Origin of the sequence: Confluentibacter citreus (assembly GCF_002807055.1) — a bacterium.
Taxonomy (GTDB): Bacteria; Bacteroidota; Bacteroidia; order Flavobacteriales; family Flavobacteriaceae; genus Confluentibacter; species Confluentibacter citreus.
Genome location: NZ_NIXN01000001.1, coordinates 800,993 through 824,359, shown reverse-complemented (window position 1 = coordinate 824,359; position 23,367 = coordinate 800,993). Strand labels below are relative to the sequence as shown.

Here is a 23,367-nt window from a genome sequence, read left to right as displayed (position 1 = left end):
AAGGCAGCTCATTAGGAATCATGATAATGTAGTCGACAAAAACTAATTGATTATATGAAAAACTAATTATTGTGTCTTAAGACTTTGCTAATGTCATTCTTTAAGTTTAGCTAATTGTAATATTAACATTAACTAATTATTAATATTCCAATGTTAAATTTTACACATTTAAATAATTGAAATACAGTTAATTAAAAGCTTAAAGTTAATTTAATGTTATTTAAATGTTGTTTTAATGTTACCAAATAGCTATATTTGTTGTATAATGTTAAAAACCCCCATAATTATGAAGAAATGTATTTTGTTTTTTGCCCTTTTAATTACTGTGGTTTCTTTTGGACAACAAAAGAAAGATTTAAAACATAACACTGACACTAATTTAATTGAAGCAGTTTATTATCATGACAATGGAGTGGTAAGTCAAACAGGGACTTTCACTGCAGATGGTAAATTACAAGGTGAGTGGTTAAGTTTTGATACAGCAGGCAAAAAAGTTGTTTCTGGAAATTATGATAATGGTAAAAAAGTCGGCAAGTGGTTTTATTACACCAATGAAACTATAAAAGAAGTTGATTACAAAGACAATGTAATTGCTAGTTTAAAAGAATCGGATAGAAATTCTAATTCAGAATTTTAGATTTTATTAACCAAGGCAATTAGAAAAGGGTTTCAATTAGATTGAAACCCTTTTTTGTGCTTTGTTATTACATATAAGGTCACTATTGATTTTGAGATGCTTTCTTTAAAGACTCGTAAGGATTTTCTAATGTTGAAATCCACTGGCGTTGTTCAGTATCGTAATACGTATTGGCATCAGGAAATTCAATATATTCCTCCGGTTTAGAGTTTTTAAATTCATATTTCTGAATATCATTTTTCTGGATAACATCCTTAAACATCAACGCCGTTTTTTGTTTTAATGGCTCTTCTTCCATTTTATAGGTTCGGAAAATTTCTTCATAATGAGTGATAATTTTATCCTTATCCATTGTTAACTTTCCAACTGTTGCCACTTTTTTCAATTTTAAACTTGGTGCAATCTTAGTAATGGCGAAGTAAATATCCCCTTTATCTTCATAATAAAACAATAGATCTACTTGCTTAGCCTGTGATTGATAATTAGAATCAAATTGCTTATCAAACTTGGTTTCATGTGATGCTTTTGGCGCTAGTCTATCCACATACCTAATAATGGCATATTTGAACGCTTCTTCTTCATCTGCGGTAAGATATATTTTCGGATTTATGTCAAATTCTTTATTTTGACAGGATACCAAGGGAATAAAAAGTAATATTAAAACAAGATATTTCATAAGTGATATTATAAAAAAGAGCTTAACCCGATAGATTAAGCTCTTTCAAATATAAAAAAATTAATTTTTAGTAAGCTTTTTGGATAGGGTTAAACTCAGCCCAACCATCAGTCCAATCAGTTGCACCAAAAGCACCTCTGTAAGTTGTAGGCGTAAAGAATGCATCTGTTAATTTTGCGTTAGTAAAATCAGCACCAGTAGCTAATGTTCCTGAAGTTACAGTAAATGTCGCGCTATTTGAATAACCAGTACTTGTATTAGCTCCAAAGAAAATATTTTGGTTTAAACCTAAAGCAGCATAAACAGCATTAAAGTCTGTATCTGTAATCATAGTGTTCGTTGCTTCCCATAAGGTTTGCACATTTGCAGCTGTAGCAGTCATACCAGAACCAACAGAATAAGTAGTTGCAGGGGCAACCATAATATTGTTCAACAATGCACCAGTATTAGTGTTATAATTATCGTAAACCGATTGTTGGTTCATACGGATACCTCTTGGCATACCAACAAATACTGAGTTAGCAATAGTAAGTGCTGTTCTCCTTCTTAAGTCTAAAGCGTGTTGGTAATTACCATTGATTGATTGGCTATTTGTTAATCTTGGACCAATACCAGTAACGTTAGAAAACACACCTGTTGTTAATAAAGTAGTTAAGTTGTCGTTTGGACCATTATCAGTTTCAAAAATATTAGAACCAGATTGATCTGCATAACTACCATATCTCACAGATAAACCAAACTGTACTTTACCAGTAAACCCAAAATCTACGTCAAAACAATCATCCCACATTCCAAAAGCAATAAGGTGTTTTGAATTTACAGAACCTCCAAACCATTCAAAACCATCATCACCACCCCAAGAAACTTGGCAATAATCCATTTGCGTGCCACTACCAACACTACCTAAAGTAATCGAGTTGGTTTCATTATTTGGTGTTAATTCAATACCAGCAAATTCTACACGTACATATTTTAAAATACCAGAGTTATCAGCGTCATCAGTACCACCAAAATTAACAGATGGCGTAATACCTTCAATAACAGGATTTGCTTGATTGTTAGGTGCATAACCTAATATAACAATTCCACCCCAATCGCCTCTGTCTCTTGAACCCGGAGCTAAAGCTGATGTAAATACAATAGGCTCATTAGCAGTTCCTTCAGCCATTATCATACCACCTCTATCAATTATTAAGGTTCCTTTTGAACCTTTATCACCAAAAATAACAGTTCCTGGCTCAATCGTTAATATTTGATTTTCTCTAACAAATACCTGACCAATAAGTAAGTATTTGTTGTCATTTGTAAGTGTTTGTGTTTCTAGGTTTCCTTGTAACTCAACATATTCTTCTTCTGGAACTCCACCACCACCAGGATTTTCAACAATAATAGTAATAGGTGGGGTATCATTAACACTACAAGACATTATAGCGAGCATTGAAAAAAGGATGCTAGCAAAGTAAATTAGATTTTTTTTCATGATTATCAGTTTAAATTAATTGTGTATTAGTATTTGTTTTTTTAATTAAGATTATAAGTAACATTAAATGTGAACAGCGTTCCTCTTTTGAAAACAGAAGTAGCGTTATCAATATTCTTTCTGATTTGTTCATCTCTGTTTGAATCTTCAAAGAATTGATATTTAGCATTCAATAAATCTTGAATACCTAATTTATAGGTGACATTTTTGAATTTTTTAGAAATAGTGAAATCGATATTATCTCTTGAAAGCTCATATATTGTTGGGAAGTTATTATCTCCAACAGAGAAGATTCGATCACCAAAACGGTTATAAATTAAATTGGCCGAAAATCCATTTTCATCCTCATATCCTAATGCCGCATTTATAATGTAAGGTGATTGTCCTTGTAATGCTCTCTTTTGATCTTGTGAGGTTACATTGCTCCCTAAGTCAACCTCTGATACGATGTATGATGCATTGATGTTTGTAGATAATTTACTAATAAATGGATTATCTGAAATATCTTTAAATGATTTACGAATTTCTATTTCAACACCATAATTATATGCGCTTTCTGCATTATCATACAAGAATTGAGGCTGTTCTGTTGTAATCTCCGTAACATTTTCAATAGGATTTTTGAAATTTTTATAGAATAATCCCAAACTCATGGTTTCTCCCATGTTAGGATAAAACTCGTATCGTAAATCTATATTATCAATCTCTGCTGTTTCAAGATCAGAATTACCACGTCTCCCTGCTTCATTTTTGTAATCATAAAACACGAACGGTGCAATTTCCCTAAACTCAGGCCTGTTAACTGTTTTGCCATAAGCCAATCTCAATATGGAACGATCACTTAAGTTGTAAGACACGTTAAATGATGGCAATACAGATGTAATAGGATTATCAACCTCTACTGGTTCGGTATCTGTGCTACTGTTTAACTGTTGAATGTTGTGCTCTACACGCACACCACCTGAAATATCAAACTTATTCAATGGCACTTGTGCATATAGGTAACCTGCTGTTAAAAAGTTACTTGCTTCATAAGAGTCGATAGGTCTTGTACCTTCACTAAGTATCCAACCGTCATTTGGATTTACATTGACAGCATTAAAAATATCTGTTAATGGCAGTTGTTTTAATTCATTTCTATTGTCTGTAACATAACCCGGTAACAAGTACGAAAAATAGCGAGCGTCAAAATTTCTTTTTCTGTAGTCAACCAAATAACCTGCTTTTAATATAGCGCTGCTACCAGCATCTTCATCTTCTATGTTATTAAATGTATGCGTGAAGTTTGCAGCGTTGTTAAATGCATATTCTTCCAATTGTCCAAAATATCTACCCGTATCAAATAAATTGGAGGATGCTGGGTCAATCATTTCAAAAGGTGCATTTGGAGTATCTGCAGCTTGTATAGTTCTAAAACGCCTTAAGTCTGGTTCAGATTCATAAATGTAATTGCCTCCCAAAACCCAATCAATTTTGTTAGAAGGCGATAATTTGTGTTCTCCTTCAAACTGACCCACATATATGGTTCTTGCTTTATAACCTAACAAATAGTTTTTAAATAAATCATTCCCCCTTTGAAGAAAGTTATTCCCTGTACGAAGTATGGTTTCATTCTCACCTATTTGATTGAATAGATTTTTAAATTTAAGCGTATTATTTTCGTTCAATCTTAAAATCCAGTTTGATAATGCTGTGATTTTTGTTTCATTTTTATAAGTGTCATCAATATAATTTAACCATTGCGGCGGTCTGGTTTCGCCTGGATTTAATGTTGTGTAACGATTAAACTGTCTTGAAAAATATTGATACCCGTTAGAATGGTTTATACTATTGATAGATGATAACCTTACGCCGTTTTCAAAATTCTTGACTCTTCCAAAACTTAATCCAAGGCTATGGTCTAACCAGGCCATGGATTCTGTAGGATTAAAATTATTTTGAAGCAATTGATTGGCTGCCGTATTAACTCCTGGCAAATCATTTATCTGTGATTTACTCGGAAACCCTCTTGGCAATGCTCTAAAATTTCGGTCAAATCCAAGACCATCCGTAGCAGAACCTCTACTTTGAAAATAATCTTCAAAAGTACTATTGTTTCTGTAGCCAACGCCTATATTGACTCTTGTGAAATCTGTAATGATTTCTGAAGTCGTCAAGCTGATAACACCCCCTGAAAAATCTCCAGGTTTATCAGCAGAAGCAGTTTTGTATATTAATATTTTATCAATAGCATCTGTCGGGATTAAATCAAACGAGAACGTACGTTTATCCACTTCCGTGCTTGGCGCAATAGAATTATTAATGAGCACATTATTATAACGCTCATTCAATCCTCTAATCATTACAAATTTCCCATCTACTATGGTAACACCTGGAACACGTTGTACAGCCTCAGCAGCATTTCCATCAGTTCCTCTTGTGATTTGTTCCGATGAGATGGCATTGATAATTTGTTTTGCTTGCTGCATTTCAATTAACACAGCGCTTTCTGTGTTACTTCGTCTTGGAGCACTAATAACTACGTCGTCTAAGCTTACAGTTCCAGCAGCGATTGGTATATTAACTTGGGTTACTTTCTTATTTTCAACTTTAACATTTGGTACTTCAATGGTTTCATACCCCACGAAACTTACTACTACGGTGTAAACTCCTGGATCTAGGTTTTTTACCGAGTAGTTTCCATCTATATCAGAAATAGCTCCTATGGATGTGTTTTTAATTACGATGGTTGCAAATGCAAGCGGTTCATTGTTATAATCTTTATCAGTAATTTTTCCAGCTATAGAACCTGAACCTGTTTGAGAATAAATAAGGGATGTTGTAAACAGGGTTAAATAAAATAATAGTTTTTTCATGTGTTGGTATCTAAATATTTTGATGCAAAGAAACCGCCACTATGTAAAGATGAGGTTATGTAAAAGTTAAACCTACTTCAAAAAACAGTTACTAGTATGTTATGAAAAAGGGTGTTTTTTTAAAAAAAGAAACGTTAAGTTAACATTGAAAAACAGGTTGCAAAATAATGCAACATGATAGTTAAACATGGTAACTTTGAAACAAAAAAAGAATATGAAAAACTGCTTAACCCTACTTTTTGAAAGTAACTTAGTTTAGTTATTGGAAGCCTTAAAAGTAGTGTCTTCCTTTTTTGAAGTGCTAGCTAAAGAAACTAGTTCTGATAAAGAAATGGTACTTGCTGCTAAAGACACTTGTAATTCAATTGGCTGTAGACCATCTACATGAACTTTAATTTCCTGGGTTTCGTAACCCGGAAAACTAAAAACCAAGGTGTAATCACCAGCTTCTAAATTTTCAATAAGGAACAAGCCTGTTAAGTCTGTTTGAGCTTCTGTTGAATTACCCTTAAGGGAAACATTTGCAAATACTAAAGGCGTATTATCTAGTTCATTGTCCATTACTTTACCAACGATTAAGCCTGTATTCTGGGCATAGTTAACCGTGGCAAATAACATCATAAATAAGTAAAAAAGACTTTTCATAAAATAGACAAATAATAACAGTGCAAATAAAAAGCTTTATCACCAAGAGAATGTTACCTAAATATTAAGCAACGGTCATTAAAATGTTAGTTTAATGTTACCAAATCGCTATGATTTAGAAGCATAAAACACCGATGTGGATTTAGCGATTGCATGAGACCTTTAAAAAACAAATAATATCAACACATGAAAGTCAGGTTTTATTTTAACTGAATTTCTTTATCTTGCCTTACTTAAATCCATACCATGAACTGGGAACAATTATTATCCTTAAAGCGCTTTGGCGATACCAATAAACGCATTAGAAAAGAACAAGATGAAACCCGTTTGGGGTTTGAAGTAGATTATGATCGCGTGATTTTCTCTTCAGAATTTAGAAGCTTGCAAGATAAAACACAGGTAATTCCCTTATCACAAACCGACTTTGTTCACACCCGTTTAACGCACAGTTTGGAAGTGAGTGTGGTAGGGCGTTCTTTAGGACGATTGGTTGGTAAAAAATTATTGGAAAAGCACCCTCATTTACAAAACGTTCATGGTTATCAAGCAAACGATTTTGGTGCTATTGTAGCGGCAGCAGCTTTGGCGCACGATATTGGAAATCCGCCATTCGGACATTCTGGTGAAAAAGCGATTGGCGAATTTTTTAAAACTGGAGAAGGAAGTAAATACAAAAGCCAACTCACCACAAAAGAATACCAAGATTTATGTGATTTTGAGGGAAATGCTAACGGATTTAAAATTTTAACTGAAAGCCGAGCAGGAAGAAGTGGCGGATTACGTTTAAGTTATGCCACCCTGGGCGCTTTTACAAAATACCCTAAAGAGTCGCTTCCTAAAAAACCAACCACTCATATTGCCGATAAAAAATATGGTTTTTTTCAAAGCGATAAAGAGGCTTTTGTAGATATCGCATCCGAATTGGGTTTGGTAAAACGCAGTAATGAAGACTTGAGTTTTTCGCGCCATCCGTTAGCCTTTTTAGTAGAAGCTGCCGATGATATTTGCTATACCATCATCGATTTTGAAGATGGTATCAACCTAGGACTCATTCAAGAAGAATTTGCTTTGGAATATCTATCAAAAATTATACGAGATAATATTAAACCAGAGAATTATTATGCCCTTTCGACTAAAGAAGACAGAATAGGCTATTTACGTGCACTTGCCATTGGGTCTTTAATAAATGAAGCGGTGGACATTTTTATGAAATATGAAGATGCCATTTTAAATGGGGACTTCGATTGTGCTTTGCTAGACAAAAGCAAATATGATGCGCAGATAAAGGATATTATTAAAATCAGTGTTGAAAATATTTATCAATCTACCGAGGTAGTTGATAAAGAAATCGCTGGTTATGGCGTTTTAAATACGCTTTTAGCGACCTATACCAATGCCATAAATAATATGTTTGATGGCACGGCTTCCAATTACGACAAGCTTATCTTTAAAAGTCTTCCAAAAACCATAAACATCGAAAATTCAAGTTTGTACAAACGTTTGTCTAATGTGTGTTTTTACGTGTCTTTGCTTTCAGATAGTAAAGCTATTTTAGAATATAGAAAAATAAAGGGGTTTGAGTTTTAAGAAAACGAATTTAAAAACTTGGCTATACTTTCTGAATCCAACCCAATACTTTTGTGAAGTTCGGTAACAGTACCATGTTCAATAAACATGTCTGGAATACCCAAAAGCTTAATATTTTTTTTATAATTATGTGTTGATGCAAACTCTAAAACAGCACTTCCAAAACCACCTTTAATGCTATTGTCTTCAATAGTGAAAATAGTATCGAACGTTTTTAAAATAGTGTGCAATAATACCTCATCCAGAGGTTTTACAAAACGCATATCGTAATGTGCGATATCATCAGGATTCTCCGTTTTTTCAATAGCATCGCTGACATTCTTAGTAATTGTTCCTATACTTAAAACCGCTATTTTTTTACCATCTTTTAGTTGAATGCCTTTACCAATCTCTATTTTAGAAAATGGTTGTTTCCAATCTAAAGTAATGCCTTGTCCTCTGGGATATCTTATGGCAATAGGCTGTTGCAAACCAAGTTGTGCGGTGTACATGATGTTGCGTAACTCCACCTCATTTCTAGGTGCAAAAATGATGAGATTGGGAATACACCTTAAATACGACATGTCAAAAACGCCATGATGCGTGGCGCCATCTTCACCCACCAATCCGGCACGATCCAAACAAAAAATAACAGGCAATTGTTGTAAAGCCACATCATGGATAATCTGGTCGTAAGCACGCTGCAAAAACGTGGAATAGATATTACAAAACGGTATCAATCCTTGGGTCGCCATACCCGCTGCTAAAGTTACGGCATGTTGTTCGGCTATGCCCACATCAAACGCACGGTCTGGAAAAACATCCATCATATATTTTAACGAACTTCCCGTTGGCATCGCAGGTGTAATCCCAACAATCTTGCTGTTGGCCTTTGCAAGTTCCACGATGGTATAACCAAACACATCTTGATATTTAGGTGGTTGTTCAGAAGTGGATTTCGAAATTAAATCACCCGTTACAGCATCAAACCTTCCTGGCGCGTGGTATTTTACTTGATTTTCTTCCGCTTGTTTTAAACCTTTGCCTTTAGTGGTAATGATGTGTAAAAACTTCGGACCTTTAATCGTTTTTAAACGCTTTAATTCTGAAATAATTTTATCAATATCATGGCCGTCAATGGGTCCTGAATAATCAAAATTCAAGGCTTTAATGATGTTATTTTTTTTCTGAATGCCTTTCTTAACATTGGTTAAATACTGCTTCAAAGCACCAACGCTTGGGTCGATGCCGATGGCATTATCATTTAAAATAACCAACACATTCGCATCGGTAACGCCTGCATGATTCAAGCCTTCAAAAGCCATGCCGCTAGCGATGGAAGCATCTCCAATCACTGCGATGTGTTGCTTTTCTAAATCGCCATGTAATTGGGAAGCAATCGCCATGCCCAAAGCTGCCGAAATAGAGGTTGAGGCATGCCCAACACCAAACGCATCATACACACTTTCGCTTCGTTTTGGAAATCCACTAACACCATCAAGCTGTCTGTTGGTGTGAAAGCTGTCTTTTCTACCTGTTAAAATTTTATGACCGTATGCTTGATGGCCCACATCCCAAATAAGTAAATCGTCGGGGGTATTAAACACATAATGCAAGGCAATGGTTAGTTCTATCACACCCAAACTCGCGCCTAAATGCCCTTCTTTGGTAGCTACAATATTGATGATAAACTCCCGTAATTCTTGGGCAAGTTGAGGCAAGTCTTTTTGGTTTAAAAGACGAAGTTCGGTTGGCGAATTAATATGGTCTAAAATTGAATTTTGCACTTGGCAAAAGTACAAGAATGAATTTGTATTTTTGTTATTATGATAGAACCTTTTGACGACATCTATTTTATGAAAAAAGCATTTCAGGAAGCTGAAGTTGCTTATAATAAAGGTGAGGTTCCTGTAGGTGCCGTGATTGTTATTGATAATAAAGTGATTGCCCGAGGCCATAACCTCACCGAAACCTTAACCGATGTCACAGCGCATGCAGAAATGCAAGCCATTACTGCCGCGGCTAATTTTTTAGGAGGTAAATATCTTCAAAAATGCACGTTATATGTCACTTTAGAGCCTTGCCAAATGTGTGCTGGTGCCTTGTATTGGAGTCAGATCTCCCATATCGTTTACGGCGCTAGGGACATGGAACGTGGTTGCATTCATTTAAACACGAAACTTCACCCAAAAACAACTATTAAAGGGGGTATTATGGAAGCCGAAGCGTCAGAGCTTTTGAAACGGTTTTTTATTGAACGGCGAAATTTGAATTAATTTCTTTGTCACCCTGAACTTGTTTCAGGGTCTCATTCAATACAGAAGTAAGATGTGCGATTCTAAACAAGCTGATAATAACGCTTGTTTACTATTACTTTTCTTTATCCCGTCGCTCCCGCATTTTATCTAAATTTTCCTTGGTGAGCATGTAATCCTTAATGTCTTTATCTTTCCAACGGTAATAGGCAAATACTGGAAAAGCTACAAAAAACAGTCCTAAAACACCAAAACCAATGAATTTTTGCGAATATTCGGATTCAATAATAAATCCAGTAACGATACTTCCTAAAGTTGCTATAAATAAAAAGATGATAAAGTATTTCATGTTTTAATTCGTAAAATTAATAAGTTGTCTTCTGTAAGCCGTTAATAGTTTGGATTTTGAAATGAAACCAACATACACATCTCCTTTTACAACTGGGAGATTCCAAGCACTGCTATCTTGGAATTTCTTCATAATATCGGTCATTTTATCTTTATCCATATCAATTATTTCTGGAGCGGGTTGCATGATTTCATGTGCTCTGATTTCCGTATATAAATCTTGATCAAACATAATCGGTCTTAAATCATCTAAAAGAATAATACCCACCAATTGTTTTGTTTTAGCATCAATGACGGGAAATATATTTCTATTGGATTTAATGACAGCCGTATGGACTATTTCCCCTAAATTCATATTGGATGTGATACTCACAAAATTGGTTTCAATCACTTTATCGATATCCATAAACGATAATACCGCATGATCTTTATCGTGTGTGATAAGTTCTCCTTTTCTGCCAAGCTCCATATTATAAACAGAATGCGGACTGAAATATTTTGTGATAATAAACGAAATCGTAGCTGTCAACATTAAAGGAATAAACAATTCATAACCACTGGTAAGCTCTGCAATTAAGAAGATGGCCGTTAGTGGTGCATGTAAAACGCCCGCCAATAAACCTGCCATGCCAACCAAAGTAAAATTACTTTCGGAAATTGGTGTGTTTATAAAACCACTATTATTAATAATCTTAGCCATGCAATTCCCCATAATACTGCCCATAAAAAGTGTAGGTGCAAAAATACCTCCCACACCTCCTGCTCCAAACGTGAGACAACTGGCTATAATTTTAAAGAAAACCAATCCAGCTAACAGACCAATAACAATCCATACATTGGTTAAATCCATTTGTAAAAAATTGTTTTCTAAGGCCTTCTCTGGATTTCCTGCTATTAAGTTATTGATAACCTCAAAACCTTCACCATAAAGTGGCGGAATAAAAAATATCAAAATACCCAAAAGGACACCGCCGAGAAGCAGTCGTTTGATAGGCGATTTTATTTTTTCAAAAAACTTATTAATGCGGTCATATACCTGTGCGAAATAAATAGATGTAAATGCCGCGGCAACGCCCAGAACCATATAAAAAGGCGCATCTTGAATGACGAACTTATCTTCAATTTTAAATGGCAATAAGATGTCATCACCAAAGAAAAAATAAGAGGTCAATATCGCTGAAAGTGATGCTAATAATAATGGTAATAAAGACGCTATGGTTAAATCTAAACTAAACACTTCAATAGCAAAAATAATAGCGGCGATGGGGGCTTTAAAAATAGAAGACATGGCACCAGCAGCGGCGCAACCTATTAGTAAATTTCTAGTCGTTTGGTTCATATGAAACATTCTAGAAATGTTTGACCCAATAGCTGCTCCCGTGGCAACTGTTGGTCCTTCCAGACCCACAGAACCACCAAAACCAACGGTAAGTGGGGCTGTTAAAATAGAACCAAACATTTGGTGTTGCTTCATAATCCCTTTACGTTTGGAAATGGCATAAAGGGTTGATGGAATCCCATGGCTGACTTTGTTTCTTATCACATATTTCATAACAAGATAAACAATGGTTAGTCCCAGGATGGGAAATAAAAAGTAAAAGGCATGATGGTAATATTTTACCAGATTCCCTTCTAAAATATGCTGAAAAAAGTGGGTTAAGTTTTTTAATATAACGGCACCAACCCCTGAAGTAAAACCAACTACAATACTTAAAATATATACAAACTGTCTGTGAGAGATGTGCTTTGCTCTCCAAATTAGGATGTGTTTTAAAATGGTTTCTTTCGGCATAATTAAATCTAGTAAAAAATCCTGCATGAAGCAGGATTGATTTTTATTTTTTTAGATTAAGCTTTAAGCTCAGTTCTTCCAATTGCTTATCGTCCAGCGGTGCCGGCGCATCAATCATCACATCACGCCCCGAATTATTTTTCGGGAATGCAATAAAATCGCGAATGGTTTCCTGTCCGCCTAAAATAGCCACCAACCTATCCAACCCAAAAGCTAAACCGCCGTGTGGTGGCGCACCATATTGAAAGGCATCCATTAAAAACCCGAATTGCGACTTAGCCTCTTCAGGTGTAAAACCTAAATAATCAAACATTAAAGCTTGCGTTTTTTTATCATGAATACGAATAGAACCCCCGCCTATTTCATTTCCGTTAAGAACCAAATCGTAGGCATTGGCTTTTACATCCCCAGGATTTGTTTTTAATAATTCTATTTGTCCTGGTTTTGGAGATGTGAACGGATGGTGCATCGCATGGTAACGTTTGGTTTCTTCATCCCATTCCAATAAAGGGAAATCCAATACCCAAAGTGGTGCAAACTCGTTTGGTTTACGTAAGCCTAAACGTTCTGCCAATTCCATGCGCAAGGCGGAAAGTTGTGTTCTGGTTTTATTGGTTTCTCCGGAAAGAATCAACATTAAATCGCCTGGTTTCGAATGGCATTTTTCTGCCCAAGTTTTTAAAACAGCTTCATCAAAGAATTTATCTACTGAAGATTTGAGTGTGCCATCTTCATTATATCTTACATAAATCAATCCGTTGGCTCCTATTTGAGGACGTTTAACCCAATCTGTTAATTCGTCTAATTGTTTCCGAGTATAAGAAGCACAATTTTCAACATTTATGGCTAGCACCATTTCTGAATTATCAAAAACAGGGAATCCTTTTGGTTCGAAGGTTCCTTCTTCGGTGCTTAGGGGGCAAAACTGCATTCCAAAACGAATATCTGGTTTATCATTTCCATATAAACGCATCGCATCATCGTATAACATTCTTGGAAATTCCTTAACCTCAACACCATTAACTTCTTTAAGTAAATAGCGAGTTAGGCCTTCAAAAACATTTAAAATATCTTCTTGCTCCACAAACGCCATTTCACAATCTATTTGTGTGAATTCTGGTTGTCTATCGGCACGTAAATCTTCATCCCTAAAACATTTAACGATTTGAAAATATTTATCCATGCCACCAACCATCAATAGTTGTTTGAAGGTTTGTGGTGATTGTGGCAGTGCATAAAATTGCCCTGTATTCATTCTACTTGGTACCACAAAATCGCGCGCACCTTCAGGAGTAGATTTTATTAAATAAGGCGTTTCCACTTCAATAAACCCTTCGTTAGATAAATATTTGCGAACTTCTTGAGCTACTTTGTGCCTAAAAATCAAACTGTTTTTTACAGGATTACGACGAATATCCAAATAGCGGTATTTCATGCGTAATTCTTCACCACCATCGGTTTTGTCTTCAATAGTAAACGGTGGCAACAAAGCTTCATTCAAAATAGTTAATTCTGAAACCAATATTTCGATGTCTCCAGTTGTGATATTTGGGTTTTTGGAAGCACGTTCAATAACGGTTCCTTTTACTTGAATAACAAATTCACGCCCTAAATTTTGGGCTTTCAGCATCATTTCTTTTGAGGTACGTTCTTCATCAAAAACCAATTGGGTAATGCCGTAACGATCGCGCAAATCTACCCAGACAATAAAACCTTTGTCCCTTGATTTTTGAACCCACCCTGAAAGTGTCACGGTTTCGTTAATATTTTCAGCTCTTAATTCGCCACAATGATGACTTCTGTACATAGTTTGAAAATTGAAGTGCAAATTTAAGCAAGTTAAGTGATTATAAAATAAAAACCCTCAAACAATTTTGAGGGTTTTAGTATCAATCGAATTTAGGTATACCTATATTTCTTGAACTTTAATCTCCGCGGAACTTGTTTTACTTTTTAACCACATTTTAAATAAGGTTACTAAATAAAATAATATAGGCACAACAACAAGGGTTAAGAATGTGGCAATAAATAGTCCGTAAATAACCGTCCATGCCAAAGGCCCCCAGAAAATAACGTTATCACCACCAATATAAATATGTGGGTTGAACTCACTAAACAGTGTGAAAAAGTTAATGTTTAAACCGATAGCCAACGGAATTAATCCTAAAATAGTTGTAATGGCCGTTAACAATACGGGACGCAAACGCGCTTTACCTGCAACGACGATACAATCAAATAAATCGCTTGCTTGTAGATATTCGTCATCGTCTAGACCCAATTCATACTTTTTTCTATCTATTAATAATTGGGCATAATCTAGTAGCACCACGCCATTATTTACCACAATACCAGCTAAGGAAATAATTCCCATCATAGTCATCATGATAACAAATGGCGATCCAGTGATTACAATACCTCCAAAAACGCCGATAAGACTTAAGAAAACAGCCGACATAATGATGGCAGGTTTTGAAACCGAATTGAATTGAAAAATAAGAATGAAGAAAATCAATGCCAATCCTTTAAAAAAGGCACTCATTAAAAAGGCTTGTTCTTTATTTTGTTCTTCAATCTGTCCTGTATAATCTACTTTAATAGTGCTTGGCAGACCTTCAAAATTTTTCATTTCATTTTGAATTTGTTGTACCACGGCACCCGCATCGGTATAGCCTGGAGACAATGCAGAATACAACGTTACTACACGTTTTGCTTGTTTATGCTTAATGGCATTATAACCAGAATTGTTGCTTTGACTCGCTACAGTTGAAACGGGTATGGCCCTAATTTGGCCAGAAGCCATATCCCTGAACGTAATATTTTGATTGAAAATGGCACTTTTATTATATCTATTGTCTTCATTAAAACGGACATAAATATCATAATCTTCACCGGCTTCTTTATAAACACCAGCTTTCGCGCCAAAAATGGAATTTCTAAGTTGTTGACCAACTTGTCCGCTACTCACGCCTAGCTCACCCGCTTTTTTCCTGTCAACCAGTACTTGCATACTTGGTTTGTCTTTATTAACATCAATCTTTAATTCATCAATACCACCTATGTTTTTAGATTTAATAAAGTCACGCATTTGCTCAGCTTTCGCAATTAATTCTGAGTAATCGTCTCCTTGCAATTCAATATTAATTGGTGACCCTGCTGGTGGTCCTGCCGCATCTTTTTCAACAGAAATTAATACGCCCGGATAAATCCCCACTAATGCTTGTTGCACTTTTTGACGCATTAATTCACTATCCTCGCCATTGCGATATTTATACTCACGCATGGAAGCTGTAATTTTTGCTTTATGGGGCATTTCAGCCGCAGAACCTCCATCGGTTTGCGGATTCCCAGCACCTTCACCCACTTGGGATACGGCACTTTCTACCATGAAGTTTTTGCCATCCTCAATATACATGCCTTCATTAATTACCTTATAAACTTTGTTTTCTATGTCTTTGGTAATCTCGTTGGTTTTATTGATGTCCGTTCCTTCTGGATACTCAATATAAACTATAATTTGATTGGGCTTGTTATCGGGGAAAAACTCCACTTTGGTCCGTTGGGTTGCCATAGACACTCCAAAAGCTACAAAAGCAATGATAAGGAGCAAAAATGTACCAATAGATATGAAATAAGGGCGTTTACCTTTTAAAGCGCTTTTCAACGTTTTCTCATAAGCATTCTCTAATCTCACCAAGGTTTTGGCTTGAAAATTATTCGCCATGTTTCTAATGACCAATCTATAAATCCAAAGCATGATTGCCGTAAATACCATAACGCCTCCTAAACCTCTATAAGCGCCTCCAAAAATTAAAATGAGAATACCTATAACTGAAATTATGGAGGTTATTTTAATGATACGGTCTTTTGGCATGGCCTTATCCTCCGTAGTCATCAATTGAGATACCAATACTGAATTGAAAAATATAGCAACAATTAAGGAAGAACCCAATACAACCGATAGCGTAATTGGAAAATAAATCATAAACTGCCCCATAAGTCCGGGCCATAAGCCTAGCGGAACGAATGCTGCAACCGTTGTTGCCGTTGAAATAATAATAGGCATGGCTATTTCACCAATCCCTTTTTTAGCGGCATCTACACGGTTCATTCCTTCATCTTCCATCAAGCGATATACGTTCTCCACTAAAACAATCCCGTTATCAACCAACATACCAAGTCCCATAATCAATCCGAAAAGAATCATGGTATTCATCGTGTATCCTAACGTATTTAAAATCATTATGGACATGAACATAGACATGGGAATGGCAAACCCAACAAAAAGCGCATTTTTAAATCCTAAAAAGAACATTAAAACACCCACCACCAACATAATACCAAAAATGATATTATTAACCAAATCGTCCACTTGTCCTAAGGTTTTAGAGGATTGATCGTTAGTGATATTCACTTTTAAGTTTGAAGGAAACACATTGGTTTTGGCTTCTTCAACAATTTTTCTGATTTGCTCTACGGCGGCTACTTCATTTTGACCCGAACGTTTTTTAACATCCAACATCACAACGGGTGCACCTTCACCTATGGAGGCATCATATTCCCTAGCATAGGTCGTTTTATCTTTATCCTGAAAGGTTACTTTTGCAATATCAGTTAAATAAATAGGGTTTTCGTTTTCAGACTTCACAACAAAGCTTTCAAGGTCGGAAGGCTTATCAATTTCCCCAATAATCCTGATGGTTCTTCGCTGTCCGCTCGCGATAAGATTCCCGGCAGACATCGTCATGTTCCCATTATTAATGGCACCAATAACATCATCAAAACTTACTTGTGATGCCATCATCTTATATATATCTACAGCAACTTCAACTTCTTTTTCCTGAGCACCACGAATATCAACTTGTTTAATTTCGATAAGACTTTCAATTTCATCTTCTAGATACTCTCCATACTCCTTCAATTTATCTATAGGATAATCTCCAGATATATTGATGTTTAATATGGGCATCTCTTCAGATAGACTTAATTCGAACACATTCGGTTCAATCTTCGCGCCATTAAATGTTGGCCAATCTTCACTAGATGTTTCGGTACTTATTTCATCCTCTACTTTTTGTTTTGCAAGTTCAACGCTAATACCTTCATCAAATTCTACAACAATCATTGAGTAATCTTCTTGCGATGTAGAGGTAATTTCCACTACATTACTCACTGTTTTTAGCTTTTCCTCTAAAGGATCTGTGATTAGTTTCTCAATATCTTCTGCTGTATTACCAGGATAGAGAGAGCTTATGTATATTTTTGTTTCGTGTACTTCAGGAAAATTTTCCCTTGGCATGTTAAAATAGGCTGTTACACCTAAAAAGAAAATAACCACCATCACCACATACATAGAGGTTTTATTGTGAATTGCCCATGAGGACATGCTAAATTCTTTATCAACTTGTTTTTTTTGTTTACTCATGGCGTTTTCTTATTGATTGGCAATTTTAACGATTTGGCCATCTTTAACACTTCGGGCACCTTCTTTAATGATTTCTGAATTATCCTCAATGCCACTAATTACTTCTATAAAATCGCCTTGTGTTTTTCCTGTTTCTATAATAACTCTCTGTGCGGTAGCATTGTTAGCATCTTTGTCTTTTACAACATAGATATACTGCTCACCATCTGCATTTTCAGAAATAATGTTTTGTGGTATTAAAATAGCTTTTGGGTTTGTGTAATCATTTATTTTAAGCTTTGCTGTAAGATTTGGCTTAATCATCTTATCCGCATTAGGAACAGCCACTTCAATTCTAAATGTTCTATTGGCTGGATTGATAAAATTCCCTGCTTGCCTGATTTTGCCTTGTATGGTTTTCCCTAAAACAGGAAAATCAATTTGAACGTTTTTACCAACAACAACATCCCTTATATAACTTTCTGGAACATCGGTTTCAATATACATATCGTCTAAATTCACCATACGCATCACTGGCGATTGTGGTGCTACTACACTACCTTGTTGTATCATCACATCATCTACAATTCCAGAAAACTGAGCTCTTAAAGAGTTTTTTGCCAACTGACTCTTTAACTGATTAACGGTTTGTTGTTGCGATTCGTAATTTGATTTCGCTTGTAAATACTGAATTTCACTACCGATTTTTTGATCCCATAAACGTTTTTGACGTTCGAACGTTGTTTTTGCAAGGTCTGATTGAATTTGAAGCTGCGCCAATTGCTGACTCAATCCGCCATCATCAATGGTAGCCAATAATTGTCCTTTTGCAACTTTATCGCCTTCCTTTACATAGACTTTAGTTAAAATACCTTGTGTTTCTGGATATATGACGATATTTTGTTTGGTATCTACATTTCCTTGAAGTTCTAAATAATGGTCGAAAAGTTCTGCTTTTGAAGTAAATGTCGTTACCAAAGGCAAGTTTTTTTCTGGATCTAGCTCGTGAATTTTATCTTCAAGCAATTTTATTTCTTGTAACAAAGCGTGTTGCTCGTTTACAAGAGTTTCTCTTTTAGCCTTAATTTTAGCTTCGTCATTGGTCGCTATGACGTCGGCAGCAGTTTCTTTTTTATCACCACAAGAGGTCATTATTAAAGAAAACAATAGAATATATATGATATGTTTCATGATTGTGATTTTATTGTTGATTAATTGTTTGTTGCGTTTAAAACGGTTTCTAATTCTGCTTTTTTGTTGATGACATCCAGCATGGCTTGTAAATATTCTTGTTGAGAACTGTATAGTTGAATTTGTGCTTGTCGGAGATCAAAACTAGAGGTGACACCTTCGAAAAATTTGGTTTGGTTTTTACTTTCAATACGTTCAGCCAATTGCAAGTTTTCTTTTTTGTTTTCATATTCTTCAATGGACAATTGATAATCGCTTTTTGAAGCTGCGATTTCAAGTTTTAGATTTTGCTCGGTTTGGGTTAAATTCTCTTTAGATTTTTCAAGATTTATTTTAGCGCGTTGAGTGGAAGCACTTCTTAATCCAGAGCTAAAAATGGGGATGCTCATATTAAGACCAAAAACTCCGAAACCATAGTAAGGTTGGTCACTGTCAAAAAAACTGAATGTATCGCTATACGATAAATATCCCCCTGAAAGTGAAGCGCTTAATGTTGGAAGAGCTTTACTTTTCTCTAATTTCACAAGTAGTTCCTTAGATGTTTTATCATTCAAAGCAATTTTGTAATCCACATTATTGTCGACAGATTCTTCGGCATTTAATAAGTCCAAATTCATGTGTTTCAGGGTTAAACTTTCTAGATTATCCGTCAGGTTTATTTGAGAATTAATATCCAAGCCTAAAGCAATATTTAGCATTTGGTAAGCTATTCTTTTTAAGCGTTTTATATTGTTTAAATTACTTTCTACACCAGATAAGGTTATTTGTAATTGCTCTACGCTTTCTTCCTCCTCTAAACCATTTTCAAAAATGGCGGTAATCTCTTTGAGGTTATTTTTTAACACCTCTACATTTCGTTGTAAAATGTTTTCACTTTCGATAGTGAGTAACACATTACCATACGCATTTATAATGGATTTTCTGACCTCTAAATCTGTTTTCTCTTTGGCGTTTTTTGATATTTCCAAAAAAACTTTTGTGGATTGTAGGCCAACGAGATAAGATCCATCAAACAACAATTGGTCTAATGTCGCTGTCGCATTAAAGTTTTGCTTTATTCCAAAATTAATGGCGGCATACTCACCAGCAGGGCCTCCAAATGCCTCGGCAGGCACCACTTGCGTTTGTAGCTTTAAAAAATCTTGATAACTAGCATTCCCACTTATTTGTGGCAAACCTGTAGCTATGGTTTCCCATTTTTGTTTTTCTGCAGCCTGTATATCCAAGGCGGCGTTTTTTATGGTTCTATTATGTTCCAAACCGTAATTAATAGCTTCTTCCAAAGAAAAACTTTGTGGATTTTCTTGAGCCATTATTACTGTTGACATTAATAAACTAAAAATTAAAATTAGTTTTTGCTTCATGTTTTATGATTGATTTGATGTTATAAACTTGTTTAATATTTGTAAGCCTTTGTCAGTCACAATGGCTCTTAAATGGTATTCTAGATAACTTTCCATTAAATAATCCATGGTGAAAATATTTTGGGGGAAAATGGTATCATCTTTTATTCCCGTCATCCCATTAAAGTACATTCTTGAAATAAAATCTGTATTTATATTTGTCCTAAATAACTCTGTATCAATACCATTTTGTAAACTTTGTTTTACAGAATCGTGCATTTTCTCAAACTGCTTAATCTTTAAAAGCTCATATATTTGGGGATAGTATTTTTTAAGTTGGTATTGAGGTGACGATTTTTCGTTTTTTAAATGATGCATAACGAACATTTTTATATCGTACAATTGTTCAATGGGATTTATTGAAGCATTGCAAATACCATCAATCCCTTCACATATACGACCGAAAAGCTCGAATGTTACGGCCTCAACAAGTTTTGTCTTATTAGCAAAATGTACGTAAATGGTTTTTTTGGATATCCCCATTTCATTGGCAATATCATCCATGGTAACACTTTTAAAACCAAGGGTTAAAAAGAGTTCTGCAGCAGTATGTATAATTTGTTCTCTCATTTTTGAAGGCACAAAACTACAACAGGAAACTTTAAAAACCAAAAAAGTTTCCAAAGTTTTAAAAAAATATAACTATTTCGAAACATTCATTTAAGAAACTAAAATGGGTTTAAGGTGTTTTATATTGTGCTTTTTAGCATTTATTCCTATTGTTAAATCGGCATTTCCACTCTTCTTTAAATTTCGCACGTTCTTCTGGCGACATGTTTTTTATTTTATTTATAAACTGCATTTTGCGTAGACCTTGTGTATGATTTCCGCATTTTGAAAAACCACCAAATAGTATTTTACTTAATACCAAAATCCCCATGGCTTGCCAATAGGTTATGGGTTTCACATAAATGATTTCGGGCAATATGGCGTTCCAAAGCCACATCACAATAAAGGTGAGTCCGAATAGAATGACTATGGGAACTAAAAAAAAGAATTTTCTTTTTGATCTGAATTTATGATTCATAATATTTTGTTTAATCGTTGTTTAAGTCTTCGTACAATAATTTAAGTTTTAACCGTAAATGTTTTACGGCATAGGTTTTCCTGCTAATAATGGTTTTAATATTTTCTCCTTCGTCATCGGCAATTTGTTGAAGTGTTTTGTTGTTAAACTCGTTTTCAACATATACCATCCGTTGTTTTTCCGGAAGTTCGTCAAGTGCGTTTAAAAGCGCTTGCCAAATATCATCCTGAAAAAGTTTTAGTTCTGTAGATTCCGAGTCCATTAACAGAATATCCTTAATAATTAAGGTTTCATTGTCGTCTTCATAAGTGTAATCTTCCAAGTTTTTTGTTTTCTTTTTTCTGTAGTTATCGGTTATCTTATTGCGTGTAACCGAAAACAACCAATTGCTTATATTTACTATGTCCGATATATTGGTAAGGTTGCTAAGTTGAAACCAAACTTCTTGTAAAATATCCTCTGCATCTTCTGCACTTTTAACTTTCGGTTTTATAAAAGTCATAAGCTTTTCGCCATACTTGTTTACGGTATGCAAAATGATGTGTTCCTTTTCTTGTTTGGACATAGCAAAGGGTTCAGGTGGCCTCATGTAGTATAAGACGAATGAAACCGTATTTTACTTTAAATTATTTGTAAAATTAAAGCAAGTCGTCATATATTTTTGTTATTCCCACTATAATTAGGTTGCTATTATTAAGGCTTTTCATGTATTTTTGCTAAATGCAGAACGTAACATTTTATCAAGAGGCATTTACTTCACATTTAGAAGGTTTTACCAAAAAACGTGAACCCGCTACACTATATAATCCTATAAACTACATTTTGCAATTAGGAGGCAAGCGTTTACGCCCAGTTTTAACCTTAATGACTGCAGATATTTTTAATGGCGATTATAAAAAAGCATTAAGCGCAGCCTTAAGCATTGAGGTTTTTCATAATTTCTCTTTGGTACATGATGATATTATGGATGATGCACCTTTGCGTCGCGGACAAAAAACAGTGCATGAAAAATGGAACATCAATACAGGCATTCTTTCTGGTGATGCTATGTTGATTATGGCGTATCAATTATTTGAAAATTATGAGCCAGAAACATTTCAAGCTTTGGCAAAATTATTCGGAAAAACAGCTTTAGAGGTTTGTGAAGGCCAACAATATGATGTGGATTTTGAAACCAGAAATGATGTTTCCATTCCAGAGTATTTAAAAATGATTGAATACAAAACGGCTGTTTTGGTAGGTGCTGCTATGAAAATGGGCGCAATTGTTGCAAATGCTTCGGAAAATGATCAAGATCATATTTATGAATTCGGCAAAAATCTGGGAATTGCTTTTCAGTTGCAAGATGATTATCTGGATGCATTTGGTGACCCAAAAACGTTTGGTAAACAAGTTGGTGGCGATATTATTGAAAATAAAAAAACGTATTTATATCTAAAATCTTTAGAGTTTGCCAATACTATTGAAAAAGAGTATTTATTGAAATTATTTAATGAAAAACCTATAGATAATCTTTTTAAAATTGAGCAGGTTAAAACGTTATTTTTAACAACAAAATCGGCGGAAGCCACTCAAAAAGAAATTAAAAATTATACCAATAAGGCTTTTTCTGTTTTAGATGTTTTAAATATTTCCAACGATAAAAAAGAACTTTTAAAAGCATTTGGCAATCAATTAATGAATAGAACTATATAATGCAATTGCCATCTACATTTGACGATTTGGTTATTGAAGCCAATCAATTAAATTTATACAAAAACTTGATTTTTCAGCTTAACAAAGATTTTAAATTAGCTAATATTGATTTAGATTTTCATGAAGAAGTTTTGCCAACAAGTTTAAAATTGATACTTCACGAAACCATCTTTAATCTTATACAAGAAAAATTTACCGATTACTTGAACTTACTTTACATTATTGATGTGTCTGAAAAACAGATAAAAGCTTTAGATGGTAACGACACGCTTAAACTATCGGAAGATGTGTCGTTTTTAATTTTAAAGCGTGAATGGCAAAAGGTTTATCTTAAAAATAAGTACAAATAAATTAAATAAGATAAATTTGTCCTATTTAAAAATATGTCTTATATTT

The 23,367-nt window shown here is 34.7% G+C and carries 19 protein-coding genes; 5 read left to right on the top strand and 14 right to left on the bottom strand.

Going from position 1 to position 23,367, the window contains the following annotated elements:
• Window positions 1-286: 286 nt before the first annotated feature.
• The gene (locus tag CDH49_RS03600) at window positions 287-637 is read left to right on the top strand and encodes a toxin-antitoxin system YwqK family antitoxin (protein ID WP_100614479.1); all 351 of its coding nucleotides are present in this window, start codon (window positions 287-289) and stop codon (window positions 635-637) included.
• An 82-nt stretch (window positions 638-719) separates the two neighbouring features.
• Here the strand turns inward: CDH49_RS03600 and CDH49_RS03595 are convergent, their stop codons facing one another.
• The 4 genes from CDH49_RS03595 to CDH49_RS03580 form a co-directional block, all read right to left on the bottom strand.
• Complete coding sequence (locus CDH49_RS03595; RefSeq protein ID WP_100613998.1) at window positions 720-1,313, bottom strand: hypothetical protein; 594 nt, start codon at window positions 1,311-1,313, stop codon at window positions 720-722.
• A 67-nt stretch (window positions 1,314-1,380) separates the two neighbouring features.
• Entirely contained in the window at window positions 1,381-2,793 is a 1,413-nt protein-coding gene (locus CDH49_RS03590) for a hypothetical protein (RefSeq protein WP_100613996.1), read from the bottom strand.
• A gap of 41 nt (window positions 2,794-2,834) precedes the next feature.
• A complete protein-coding gene (locus CDH49_RS03585) occupies window positions 2,835-5,648 on the bottom strand; it encodes a TonB-dependent receptor (protein WP_100613995.1) in 2,814 nt (937 codons plus the stop codon).
• 255 nt (window positions 5,649-5,903) lie between these two features.
• Window positions 5,904-6,293, bottom strand: a complete 390-nt coding sequence (locus tag CDH49_RS03580) for a carboxypeptidase-like regulatory domain-containing protein (RefSeq protein WP_100613993.1) — start codon at window positions 6,291-6,293, stop codon at window positions 5,904-5,906.
• Between the two features lie 246 nt (window positions 6,294-6,539).
• Here CDH49_RS03580 and dgt point away from each other — a divergent pair, with 246 nt between their 5' ends.
• On the top strand, window positions 6,540-7,880 hold the full coding sequence (gene dgt, locus CDH49_RS03575; RefSeq protein ID WP_100613991.1) for a dGTP triphosphohydrolase: 1,341 nt from the start codon (window positions 6,540-6,542) through the stop codon (window positions 7,878-7,880).
• On the opposite strand, the gene dxs is transcribed toward dgt, so the two are convergent.
• The gene (gene dxs / locus CDH49_RS03570; protein ID WP_100613989.1) at window positions 7,877-9,646 is read right to left on the bottom strand and encodes a 1-deoxy-D-xylulose-5-phosphate synthase; all 1,770 of its coding nucleotides are present in this window, start codon (window positions 9,644-9,646) and stop codon (window positions 7,877-7,879) included. The genes dgt and dxs overlap by 4 nt on opposite strands.
• A gap of 39 nt (window positions 9,647-9,685) precedes the next feature.
• Here dxs and CDH49_RS03565 point away from each other — a divergent pair, with 39 nt between their 5' ends.
• Window positions 9,686-10,135, top strand: coding sequence for a nucleoside deaminase (locus CDH49_RS03565; protein ID WP_100613987.1), 450 nt, complete (start codon window positions 9,686-9,688; stop codon window positions 10,133-10,135).
• A gap of 94 nt (window positions 10,136-10,229) precedes the next feature.
• Here CDH49_RS03565 and CDH49_RS03560 read toward each other — a convergent pair whose 3' ends face one another.
• The 9 genes from CDH49_RS03560 to CDH49_RS03520 all read right to left on the bottom strand — a co-directional run bounded on the left by CDH49_RS03560 (window position 10,230) and on the right by CDH49_RS03520 (window position 21,841).
• Window positions 10,230-10,463, bottom strand: a complete 234-nt coding sequence (locus CDH49_RS03560) for a hypothetical protein (RefSeq protein WP_100613985.1) — start codon at window positions 10,461-10,463, stop codon at window positions 10,230-10,232.
• 3 nt (window positions 10,464-10,466) lie between these two features.
• Complete coding sequence (locus CDH49_RS03555; protein WP_394344560.1) at window positions 10,467-12,281, bottom strand: chloride channel protein; 1,815 nt, start codon at window positions 12,279-12,281, stop codon at window positions 10,467-10,469.
• A 16-nt stretch (window positions 12,282-12,297) separates the two neighbouring features.
• Window positions 12,298-14,061 (bottom strand): aspartate--tRNA ligase, encoded by a 1,764-nt coding sequence (gene aspS, locus CDH49_RS03550; protein WP_100613984.1) that lies wholly within the window; start codon window positions 14,059-14,061, stop codon window positions 12,298-12,300.
• Window positions 14,062-14,163: 102 nt separating this feature from the next.
• Window positions 14,164-17,676, bottom strand: coding sequence for an efflux RND transporter permease subunit (locus CDH49_RS03545; RefSeq protein ID WP_100613982.1), 3,513 nt, complete (start codon window positions 17,674-17,676; stop codon window positions 14,164-14,166).
• A 9-nt stretch (window positions 17,677-17,685) separates the two neighbouring features.
• On the bottom strand, window positions 17,686-18,846 hold the full coding sequence (locus tag CDH49_RS03540; RefSeq protein ID WP_100613980.1) for an efflux RND transporter periplasmic adaptor subunit: 1,161 nt from the start codon (window positions 18,844-18,846) through the stop codon (window positions 17,686-17,688).
• A 20-nt stretch (window positions 18,847-18,866) separates the two neighbouring features.
• On the bottom strand, window positions 18,867-20,174 hold the full coding sequence (locus CDH49_RS03535; RefSeq protein WP_239970564.1) for a TolC family protein: 1,308 nt from the start codon (window positions 20,172-20,174) through the stop codon (window positions 18,867-18,869).
• A 39-nt stretch (window positions 20,175-20,213) separates the two neighbouring features.
• On the bottom strand, window positions 20,214-20,819 hold the full coding sequence (locus tag CDH49_RS03530; protein WP_100613977.1) for a TetR/AcrR family transcriptional regulator: 606 nt from the start codon (window positions 20,817-20,819) through the stop codon (window positions 20,214-20,216).
• A gap of 133 nt (window positions 20,820-20,952) precedes the next feature.
• Window positions 20,953-21,276: a hypothetical protein gene (locus CDH49_RS03525; RefSeq protein WP_100613975.1), complete on the bottom strand. Its 324-nt coding sequence runs from the start codon at window positions 21,274-21,276 to the stop codon at window positions 20,953-20,955.
• Between the two features lie 10 nt (window positions 21,277-21,286).
• A complete protein-coding gene (locus CDH49_RS03520; RefSeq protein WP_100614477.1) occupies window positions 21,287-21,841 on the bottom strand; it encodes an RNA polymerase sigma factor in 555 nt (184 codons plus the stop codon).
• A 155-nt stretch (window positions 21,842-21,996) separates the two neighbouring features.
• Here CDH49_RS03520 and CDH49_RS03515 point away from each other — a divergent pair, with 155 nt between their 5' ends.
• The gene (locus CDH49_RS03515; RefSeq protein WP_100613973.1) at window positions 21,997-22,971 is read left to right on the top strand and encodes a polyprenyl synthetase family protein; all 975 of its coding nucleotides are present in this window, start codon (window positions 21,997-21,999) and stop codon (window positions 22,969-22,971) included.
• Entirely contained in the window at window positions 22,971-23,321 is a 351-nt protein-coding gene (locus tag CDH49_RS03510; protein WP_100613971.1) for a hypothetical protein, read from the top strand. Before CDH49_RS03515 ends, CDH49_RS03510 begins: the two co-directional genes overlap by 1 nt.
• Window positions 23,322-23,367: the final 46 nt, after the last annotated feature.

What these genes read in the sequence shown, in the direction of transcription:
- CDH49_RS03580 (WP_100613993.1), bottom strand. Translation starts at nt 6,293, where the DNA reads ATGAAAAGTCTTTTTTACTTATTTATGATGTTATTTGCCACGGTTAAC.
- aspS (WP_100613984.1), bottom strand. Translation starts at nt 14,061, where the DNA reads ATGTACAGAAGTCATCATTGTGGCGAATTAAGAGCTGAAAATATTAAC.
- CDH49_RS03585 (WP_100613995.1), bottom strand. Translation starts at nt 5,648, where the DNA reads ATGAAAAAACTATTATTTTATTTAACCCTGTTTACAACATCCCTTATT.
- CDH49_RS03600 (WP_100614479.1), top strand. Translation starts at nt 287, where the DNA reads ATGAAGAAATGTATTTTGTTTTTTGCCCTTTTAATTACTGTGGTTTCT.
- CDH49_RS03545 (WP_100613982.1), bottom strand. Translation starts at nt 17,676, where the DNA reads ATGAGTAAACAAAAAAAACAAGTTGATAAAGAATTTAGCATGTCCTCA.
- CDH49_RS03560 (WP_100613985.1), bottom strand. Translation starts at nt 10,463, where the DNA reads ATGAAATACTTTATCATCTTTTTATTTATAGCAACTTTAGGAAGTATC.
- CDH49_RS03530 (WP_100613977.1), bottom strand. Translation starts at nt 20,819, where the DNA reads ATGAGAGAACAAATTATACATACTGCTGCAGAACTCTTTTTAACCCTT.
- CDH49_RS03555 (WP_394344560.1), bottom strand. Translation starts at nt 12,281, where the DNA reads ATGCAGGATTTTTTACTAGATTTAATTATGCCGAAAGAAACCATTTTA.
- CDH49_RS03540 (WP_100613980.1), bottom strand. Translation starts at nt 18,846, where the DNA reads ATGAAACATATCATATATATTCTATTGTTTTCTTTAATAATGACCTCT.
- CDH49_RS03595 (WP_100613998.1), bottom strand. Translation starts at nt 1,313, where the DNA reads ATGAAATATCTTGTTTTAATATTACTTTTTATTCCCTTGGTATCCTGT.
- CDH49_RS03510 (WP_100613971.1), top strand. Translation starts at nt 22,971, where the DNA reads ATGCAATTGCCATCTACATTTGACGATTTGGTTATTGAAGCCAATCAA.
- CDH49_RS03515 (WP_100613973.1), top strand. Translation starts at nt 21,997, where the DNA reads ATGCAGAACGTAACATTTTATCAAGAGGCATTTACTTCACATTTAGAA.
- dgt (WP_100613991.1), top strand. Translation starts at nt 6,540, where the DNA reads ATGAACTGGGAACAATTATTATCCTTAAAGCGCTTTGGCGATACCAAT.
- CDH49_RS03590 (WP_100613996.1), bottom strand. Translation starts at nt 2,793, where the DNA reads ATGAAAAAAAATCTAATTTACTTTGCTAGCATCCTTTTTTCAATGCTC.
- CDH49_RS03565 (WP_100613987.1), top strand. Translation starts at nt 9,686, where the DNA reads ATGATAGAACCTTTTGACGACATCTATTTTATGAAAAAAGCATTTCAG.
- CDH49_RS03535 (WP_239970564.1), bottom strand. Translation starts at nt 20,174, where the DNA reads ATGTCAACAGTAATAATGGCTCAAGAAAATCCACAAAGTTTTTCTTTG.
- CDH49_RS03525 (WP_100613975.1), bottom strand. Translation starts at nt 21,276, where the DNA reads ATGAATCATAAATTCAGATCAAAAAGAAAATTCTTTTTTTTAGTTCCC.
- CDH49_RS03520 (WP_100614477.1), bottom strand. Translation starts at nt 21,841, where the DNA reads ATGTCCAAACAAGAAAAGGAACACATCATTTTGCATACCGTAAACAAG.